Genomic DNA, 8,520 nt, shown 5'->3' with positions numbered 1-8,520 from the left:
TGCGTCGAGGTCGCCGACGACGTCCCCGGCATGGTCCCCGTGCGCGACAGCAAGCGGCCCGCCGGGCCCGTCGTCGGCTTCGGCCCGGACGCCTGGGCCGCGTTCCTCGACCACCTGCGACGAGCCTGACCGCCGAGCCGTCCGAGTGGTGAGGGGTGGGTGCTCCCGGCCGGGAGCACCCACCCTTCACCATGTGCGGTCCGGCCGTCGATCTCCCGGGGTGGGCGGCGATGGTCCGCACACACCCCAGGGCCTCGGTGCGCGTGGTGTCCACCTCCTGGTCGTGGACGACCTCCAACACGGCCAGTCCGCCCAGAGCCTCCCGCCGCCGCTGCCGGGACGCCGCGATGCCCCCGTCCGGGCCCGTCTCCGGCGCCCGGAGGTCCGCCCCGACGCTCCCCCGAGGAGGGGAACGCCGTTTCCTCGCCGGACGGAATCCGCGTCCGGTGCGCGTACGGGACGTCCGACGGCCGGCGCCGGAAGGGCGGGCGGGTGCCACCACGCGGTCGGCCGGACCGGTCCGGACACCGTGCCGTGCCGCACGACGGCGCACGAGTCCGGGACGTCCGACGCCGGGCGTCGCCCCCTCCACTTGAACAAGCGCACTCCGTTCCCGGAATGGCGCTGGGAGGACCGGACGTTCCCCCGCGAGGGATCGTGCGAGTCGCTTCCGCGGGCGGCCGGGGACGTCGTGCCCGTGCGGACCGGTGTACCGGTGTCGCGGCGAACGGCTTCTCCCGGGTGTGCACCGAATTCTCCCGGGCGCTTTCCCTCCACCCTGGGGACGGCAAAGGAATGAATTCATCCGCTCGTGTTCGTCGTCGCCCGCGGAGGGAACACGCACCACGAGGTCGCAGGACGGGAGGATCGATGCGCGGGAAAGAGCGGCGTCGTGAAATGTTTTCGTTCCGTCCTCCGCAGTCCGGGGAGCGGGCACGGGAACTCACGCGCGGGTTCCTGCGGGCGGAGAAGCCGGGCGCCGACGCGGCGGACGTGGACGCCGTACTGCTGGGCGTCTCGGAGTTGGTGACCAATGCGGTCCGCCACGCCGGCGGGGTGACGGACTTCCACCTGGAGTCGGAGCGCGAAGGTGTCGCCGTGGAGGTCTCGGACGCCAGTGTCCGGCGCCCCAGGACGGTGGAGATCAACCCGTCCGTGCCCGGCGGGTTCGGCTGGATGCTGGTGCGCGAGCTGGCCTCCGAGGTGACCATCGCCCTCCACCCGGGCCGGGGCAAGACGATCCGCGCCGCCTTCCCGGTGCGGGCGTGACACGCCGGAAACCGCGAGCCGGTCCGAGGGGGATTTTCAGCCGCCCGCTTCCACGGCTTAAGGAAATTCCCTACCGGTGTTTCCAGTACCGCACGAGCACGAACAGGTTGCCGGCGAAGAGGAGAGCCGCCCAACCGTAGGGAATGACCGCCGTACGGCCGGGGTTGGTCGCTCCCATGACGGTCAGCGCGACAGCGCAGGAAAGCGATAAGGAAACCCCTGCCAGCACTTTCGCCGTCCTCATGAAATCCTCCGTTCCGGCGGCTTGCCCGACCCTCTTGCCCGGTGCCGGTGGAATCGGTGCCGGAGGAATCAGCCGGGCCGCTCTCCCGGTGCACTGGCGCAAACCCGCTCCAGGCTCCGGACGTCCCCCGGCCCTCTCCCGCCCGTGCGTACGGTCTCCGGCTTGCCCGCCCGCCGCGCGTGAAACCGGCAGCGACGGAAGCCCGCGACCTGCCGGGAGGAACGGCCGCCCGTCGTCCTCGGAGCACTGGCGGCGCTGGCGGCGCTGTGGCTGATGGCCTTCCTGCTGTACGGCGCGGCGCTGGCGGTCGTCCACGTCTTCCGCGCCGCCGACATCCACGAGACGGTCCCGCCGCTGCTGGTCATGTGCCTGACGTGGGAGACGGCCCTGCTCGACCTGGGCGACGGCGCGTACGCCGAGGCACCGCCGGGCCTGCGCGTGCTGTTCCTGCTGGGCGCCCCGCTCTCCGTCACGGCGATCGCCCTCTACGAACTGCGCCGACTGTGCAGGCACTACGGCCTCACCATCCGGGCGGCCCTGGACCGGTGAACCGCGCCGGACCGGCACGGCACCGGTTCGCGCGACACCTGTTCCGTCTTCCTCCGTCAGGCGGCCAACGCGCCGCGCGGTGGCGCGATTCCACCCGTCCTCATCTGATCGCTGCTAACTTGTTGTTGCACACTCTTTGCAACAACTGATGTATTGCGACAGAGGCGTTCGCGGTGGCAGCCGCGGCGGCGTACGGAGGATCCATCCATGGCGGTCTACACGCTCCCCGAACTCCCCTATGACTACGCGGCGTTGGAGCCCGTGATCAGTCCGGAGATCATCGAGCTGCATCACGACAAGCACCACGCCGCGTACGTCAAGGGAGCCAACGACACCCTCGAACAGCTCGCCGAGGCCCGCGACAAGGAGAACTGGACCGCGATCAACGGCCTGGAGAAGAACCTCGCCTTCCACCTCTCGGGGCACATCCTGCACTCGATCTACTGGCACAACATGACCGGTGACGGCGGCGGCGAGCCGCTGGAGAAGGACGGGGTGGGCGAGCTGGCGGACGCCATCGCGGAGTCCTTCGGCTCCTTCGCCAGGTTCAAGGCGCAGATGACCAAGGCGGCGGCCACCACCCAGGGTTCGGGCTGGGGCGTGCTCGCCTACGAGCCCGTCAGCGGCCGGCTGATCGTCGAGCAGGTCTACGACCATCAGGGCAACGTCGGCCAGGGCTCGACCCCGATCCTGGTCTTCGACGCCTGGGAGCACGCCTTCTACCTCCAGTACCGGAACCAGAAGGTCGACTTCATCGAGGCCATGTGGCGCGTCGTCAACTGGCAGGACGTCGCCAGGCGCTACGCCGCCGCCAAGCAGAACCCCGGCCTCCTGCTCGCCCCCTGAGAGGGGCGGCCACCGCGTCCTGCTCGTGATCGTCTTCTCACCGTTCACCGGGCAGGCGGATGGAAAGGAGCGGTCCCCCGCGAGGACGTGACTCGCGGGGGACCGCTCGTGTGCGGCGGGGCGCGTACGGCCGGGGGCGTCAGGCGCGGGAGCGCCCCGGGCGGCACAGCAGTACGAAGCTCGCGCCCGCGACGAGCACGGACACCAGTTGCACCACCGCCATCGGCACCGCCGTGTCCTCGCCCGCGATGCCCACCAGCGGGGAGGCGACGGCGCCGACCAGGAACTGCGAGGTGCCCAGCAGCGCGGAGGCGGAGCCGGCAGCGTGCGGAGTGCGCATCAGGCCCTGGGAGTTGGAGTTGGGCAGCACCAGCGCCATGGCGGACATCAGCACGAACAGCCCGGCGGAGACGGGGGCGAGCCCGACCCTCCCGAAGACCCCGGCGGTCATCAGCAGCAGTGCGACGGCCGACAGCAGGATCAGGGCCAGACCGGCGCCGATGACCCGGTCCAGGGAGATCCGGCCCACCAGGAGCCTGCCGTTGAGCTGGCCGGTGGCCACCAGTCCGATGGAGTTGACCATGAACAGCAGGCTGAACGCCTGCGGCGAGGCGCCGTAGATCTCCTGGATGACGAACGGCGAGGCGGAGACGTACGAGAACAGCCCCGCGAAGCCGAAGCTGCCCACCAGCAGGTAGCCGGTGAAGACCCGGTCGGCGAAGAGACCGCGCATGGTGCGCAGGGCGTCGGGGATGCCGCCGCCGTGCCGCCGCTCCGGCGGCAGGGTCTCCGGCAGGCTGCGGGCCGTGACGAGGGTGATGACCAGGCCGAAGCCCGCCAGGACCAGGAAGACGCCGCGCCAGTCGGTGAACCGCAGCACCTGGCCGCCGACCACGGGCGCCAGGACCGGGGCGGCGCCGGAGATCAGCATCAGGGTGGAGAAGAAGCGGGCCATGGCGAGCCCGTCGAACAGGTCGCGGACGACCGCCCGGGAGATCACGATGGCCGCCGCCCCGGCCAGCCCCTGCACCAGCCGGAAGGCGGTGAGGGCGTGGACGCCGGGGGCGAGGGCGCAGGCGACGCTGGCCAGGACGTAGCCCGCCATGCCGATCAGCAGCGGGCGGCGGCGGCCGAACCGGTCGCTCATCGGGCCGACGACGATCTGGCCGGCGGCCAGGCCCAGCAGGCAGGCGGTGAGCGTGAGTTGCACCTGGGCGGCCGGGCTGCCGTAGGCGCCGCCGATGTCGGGCAGCGCCGGGAGGTACATGTCCATCGACAGCGCGGGGAGGGCGGTGAGGCTGCCGAGGATGAGGATGAGCAGCAGTCCGGCGCGGGTGCGGCCGGTGGGCCGCGGTGCCGCGCCGGGGTCGGCGGGACCGGGTCCGGACACGGGTGCGGATCCGGACCCGGGCGCGGTGGTCCGGGGTCTGCGGGGCGCCTCGTGGGACATGCCGGGTTCGGCGGCGGCCGGGGACGGGCCGGGATCGGACATGCGCCTCTCCTGGAGAGCTCGGCGGGAACCGTCCAATCATCCCAGGTTTTCCGTCCCCGGCCCATCGCGTTCCGGGGCGCGGACCGGGCGTCCGGGGCGCCCCGGGGGGCGCGTCCGTCAGGCGGGCCGCAGGCCCGGCTCCCCCACCGGGGAGACGAAGGACGCCGCGGTGGTGACCGGCGCGCCCGGGGTGGTGACCGCCGGGACCGTGCGGTAGTCCGCCCGCAGCTTCTCCCGGTCCAGGCCGAGCAGGACGTAGCCGCGCTGCCCGTTGTAGTACTTCAGGTGCGGGTTGGCGGTCATCAGCGTCTGCCAGTTGGCGGGCTTGGCGGCGCCGTCCCGGCCGCTGGAGACGGAGGTGGTGACGATCTCCACGCCGGCGGTGCGGGAGTCGGGGTCGTCGAAGTCGCGCTTGATGTCGAACCCGTAGTGGACGTGGACGTCGCCGGTGAGGACGACGAGGTTCTCCACGCCCGCCGACTCCGCGCCCGCCAGCACCCGTTCGCGGGCGGCGGGGTAGCCGTCCCAGGCGTCCATGGACAGCGGCCACGGACCGTCGACCCGGTTGCGGCGGCGGGAGAAGACGACCTGCTGCGGCACCACGTTCCACAGCGCCCGCGACTGCCGCCAGCCGTCGGTCAGCCAGCGCTCCTGGGCGGTGCCGAGCATGGTGCGCGCCGGGTCCTCGGACTCGGGCGTGGGCAGCTTCCAGCCGTCGCCGTCGGCCTGGTTGTCGCGGTACTGGCGGGTGTCCAGGACGTCGAACTGCGCCAGCCGGCCGTAGTGCAGCCGCCGGTAGAGCCGCAGGTCGGGGCCCTGGGGCCGCTGGGGGCGGCGCAGCGGCATGTTCTCGTAGTACGCGCGGTAGGCCGCGGCGCGGCGCAGCAGGAACTCCTCCGGCGGCACGCCGTTCTCGGGTATGCCGTTGGCGTAGTTGTTCTCCGTCTCGTGGTCGTCCCAGGTGACGATCCACGCGTGGGCGGCGTGGGCGGCGGCGAGGTCGGGGTCGGTCTTGTAGAGGGAGTACCGCAGCCGGTAGTCCTCCAGCGTCACCGTCTCCCGGTCGAACAGGGCGGGCAGCGCGCGGTCGGTGTAGTCGCGGTGGCCGCCGGCGGAGGTCACGGCGTACTCGTAGAGGTAGTCGCCGAGGTGGAAGACGGCGTCGAGGTCCTGCTCGCGGGCGAGGTGGCCGAGCGCCGTGTAGTAGCCGTCGTGGTACGCCTGGCAGGACAGCAGCCCGAAGCGCAGCGCGTCCGGCGTGGCGGTGGCCGCGGGGGCGGTGCGGGTGTGGCCGACCGGGCTGGTCCAGCGGCCGACGCGGAAGCGGTAGTGGTAGTCGCGGCCGGGGGTCAGCCCCCGGACGTCGACGTGCACGGCGTGGTGGAACTCGGGGTACGCGGTGGCCCGGCCGCGCGCCACCCGCCAGCGGAAGCGCGCGTCGTGGGCGATCTCCCACTCGACGGTGACGCGTGCGGCGGGCATCCCGCTGTCCGGCTCGTACGGCTCGGGCGCGAGGCGGGTCCACAGCACCACGGAGTCCGGGAGCGGGTCTCCGGAGGCGACGCCCAGGGTGAAGGGGTCCTTCGTGATCCGGTGGGGGTCGAGGGAGGGGGCGGCGTGTGCGGTGGACGGCAGGTTGGTGCCGAAGGCCAGTGCGGCGGCGGCCCCGGAGACGGTGAGGAACCGACGGCGGCTCAGGTGACGCGCGGCGGCTCTCAGTTCGGCGGTGGCGCTCGGTGAGTGCGTCATGCACGCGATTGCAGCGGCCCGGGGCGGCGCCACGGCGGCGGGGCGTTGGCGCGTACGCGACACTTCGGTGGCGGGCGGGTGACGCGGCTCCGCGCGGCGGGACGGCGGCGGCCGACCATCACGGGCGGGGGCCCGCGGACCGGAATACGCGGCGGACCGGACGGGTTGGCCGGGCATGACCACCCAGGACACTGCTGAGGACAGCACCGGGGACGACACCGGAACCGGGGTGCCCGCCGCCCCGGACGTACTGCGCTACACCGCCTTCTCCTCCGACCCCGCCGGGGGCAACCCGGCCGGGGTCGTGCTGGACGCGGGCGGCCTGGACGAGGCGCGGATGCTGGCGATCGCCGCCGAGGTCGGCTACTCCGAGACGGCCTTCCTCACTCCCCCGCCCCCGGACCTGGCGGACCGGGGCGCCGGGCCGGGGCGCGGCTTCGGCATCCGGTACTTCAGCCCGCTGGCCGAGGTCCCCTTCTGCGGGCACGCCACGGTGGCCGCCGCGGTCGCGCTCGCCGAGCGGATCGGGCCGGGCGACCTGGTGTTCGCCACGCCGGCCGGCACGGTCCCCGTCACGGTCACCGGGGACCTGCGCGCCACCTTGACCAGCGTCGAGCCGTACGTCGAGGACATCGGCGGGGCGGACCTGGCCGAGGCCCTGGCCGCGCTCGGTTGGGAGGCCGCCGAACTGGACCCGGCGCTGCCCGCCCGCATCGCCTTCGCCGGCGCCCGGCACCTGGTGGTCGCCGCCGCCACCCGCGCACGGCTGGCCGCGCTGGAGTACGACGTCGACCGGCTCAAGGCCCTGATGCTCCGGCTGGACCTCACCACCCTCCAACTGGTCTGGTGCGCGGAGGAGTCCGGCACGGTCTTCCACGTCCGCGACCCGTTCCCCGTCGGCGGGGTCGTGGAGGATCCGGCCACGGGGGCGGCCGCGGCGGCGCTCGGCGGGTATCTTCGCGCCCTGGGCCTGGTCACCCCGCCGGTGACCCTCACCCTCCACCAGGGGCACGACATGGGGCGCCCCGGACTGCTGGAGGTCGAGCTGCGCCCGGACGACCCGCGCGTACGCGTGTCGGGGACCGCGGCCCGCATCGGGTGAGCCGCGGGTACGAGCCGCAGGAGGGGCAGAGGACGGGCGGGGCGGACGGGACGGACCGGGACGCCGGGGCGCCGGCGGGCACGGACTTCGGCGCGTACCAGAGCGAGATCTACCTCAACGGCCTGGGCGGCCGGCTGCCCCCGTTCACCACCGACCTCACCGCCCTGGAGTCCTCGGCCCGCGAGCGGCTGGAGCCGGGCCCGTTCCGGTACGTGGCCGGAGCGGCCGGGTCCGGCGCGACGGACCGCGCCAACCGGGCGGCGTTCGACGCCTGGCGGCTCGTCCCGCGCATGCTGCGCGACGCGACGGTGCGCGACCTGCGCACCACCGTGCTGGGCACCCGGATGCCCGCCCCCGTCCTGCTCGCCCCGGTCGGGGTGCAGTCGATCGTCCACCCGGACGGCGAGTTGGCCACCGCGCGGGCTGCCGCCGCCCTGGGGGTGCCGATGGTGCTGTCCACCGCCTCCTCCCACACCGTCGAGGAGGTGGCGGAGGCGAGCGGCGACGGCCCGCGCTGGTTCCAGCTCTACTGGCCGAACGACGACGAGGTGTGCGCGAGCATCCTGGCGCGGGCGAGGGCCGCGGGCTTCACCACCCTCGTCGTCACGCTCGACACCTGGACGCTGGCCTGGCGCCCGCACGACCTGGACCTGTCCTACCTGCCGTTCATCCGCGGCATCGGCACGGCCGTCCCCTACTCCGACCCGGCCTTCCGCGCCGGACTGGCCAGGTCCCCGGAGAAGGACCCGACCTCCGCGGTGCTGCACTGGGTGCGGATGTTCACCGGAACCGACAAGTCCTGGGACCGGCTGCCGTTCCTGCGCCAGAGGTGGGACGGACCGATCGTCCTCAAGGGCATCCAGCACCCGGACGACGCCCGCCGGGCGGTGGCGGCGGGCATGGACGGCATCGTGGTCTCCAACCACGGCGGCCGCCAGGTGGACGGCGCCGTCGCCTCCCTGGACGTGCTGCCGGAGATCGCGGAGGCGGTGGGCGACGAGATCGAGGTGCTGTTCGACTCCGGCGTCCGCACGGGCGCGGACGTCCTCAAGGCGCTGGCGCTGGGCGCGAAGGCCGTGCTGGTCGGCCGCCCGTACGTCTACGGCCTGGCCCACGGCGGCGAGGACGGCGTACGGCACGTGCTGCGCAGCCTGCTCGCCGACCTCGACCTGACGCTGGCCCTGACGGGCCACCGCAGCCCGGCGGAGCTGTCGCCGCAGTCGCTGCGGCACGCGTGAGGCGTACGTCGCCGACCGCCTGCTCGCAACG

General features: G+C 73.5%; 8 protein-coding genes. 6 read left to right on the top strand and 2 right to left on the bottom strand.

Annotated elements, in window-relative coordinates; translation table 11 throughout:
* The 4 genes from VE546_RS16915 to VE546_RS16900 form a co-directional block, all read left to right on the top strand.
* Positions 1 to 129, top strand: a 129-nt coding sequence (locus VE546_RS16915; RefSeq protein ID WP_324923100.1) for a DUF397 domain-containing protein, incomplete at its 5' end; no start/stop codon positions are given.
* A gap of 768 nt (positions 130 to 897) precedes the next feature.
* On the top strand, positions 898 to 1,269 hold the full coding sequence (locus tag VE546_RS16910; RefSeq protein ID WP_324923092.1) for an ATP-binding protein: 372 nt from the start codon (positions 898 to 900) through the stop codon (positions 1,267 to 1,269).
* Between the two features lie 517 nt (positions 1,270 to 1,786).
* A complete protein-coding gene (locus tag VE546_RS16905; protein WP_324923090.1) occupies positions 1,787 to 2,062 on the top strand; it encodes a hypothetical protein in 276 nt (91 codons plus the stop codon).
* A gap of 207 nt (positions 2,063 to 2,269) precedes the next feature.
* A complete protein-coding gene (locus tag VE546_RS16900) occupies positions 2,270 to 2,908 on the top strand; it encodes a superoxide dismutase (protein WP_324923088.1) in 639 nt (212 codons plus the stop codon).
* Positions 2,909 to 3,047: 139 nt separating this feature from the next.
* On the opposite strand, the gene VE546_RS16895 is transcribed toward VE546_RS16900, so the two are convergent.
* Positions 3,048 to 4,298 carry a multidrug effflux MFS transporter gene (locus tag VE546_RS16895; RefSeq protein ID WP_414720506.1) on the bottom strand — a complete coding sequence of 417 codons (1,251 nt, stop codon included), beginning with the start codon at positions 4,296 to 4,298 and terminating at the stop codon, positions 3,048 to 3,050.
* A gap of 219 nt (positions 4,299 to 4,517) precedes the next feature.
* Positions 4,518 to 6,149 (bottom strand): alkaline phosphatase D family protein, encoded by a 1,632-nt coding sequence (locus VE546_RS16890; protein WP_324923087.1) that lies wholly within the window; start codon positions 6,147 to 6,149, stop codon positions 4,518 to 4,520.
* Between the two features lie 175 nt (positions 6,150 to 6,324).
* Between VE546_RS16890 and VE546_RS16885 the strand changes: the two genes are divergently transcribed.
* A complete protein-coding gene (locus tag VE546_RS16885) occupies positions 6,325 to 7,251 on the top strand; it encodes a PhzF family phenazine biosynthesis isomerase (protein WP_324923085.1) in 927 nt (308 codons plus the stop codon).
* A gap of 107 nt (positions 7,252 to 7,358) precedes the next feature.
* Complete coding sequence (locus tag VE546_RS16880) at positions 7,359 to 8,489, top strand: alpha-hydroxy-acid oxidizing protein (protein ID WP_324923096.1); 1,131 nt, start codon at positions 7,359 to 7,361, stop codon at positions 8,487 to 8,489.
* Positions 8,490 to 8,520: the final 31 nt, after the last annotated feature.

The sequence above is a fragment of the Streptomyces sp. genome (genome assembly GCF_035644915.1).
Taxonomy (GTDB): Bacteria; Actinomycetota; Actinomycetes; order Streptomycetales; family Streptomycetaceae; genus Streptomyces.
This window is presented reverse-complemented; position numbering and strand designations above follow the sequence as displayed.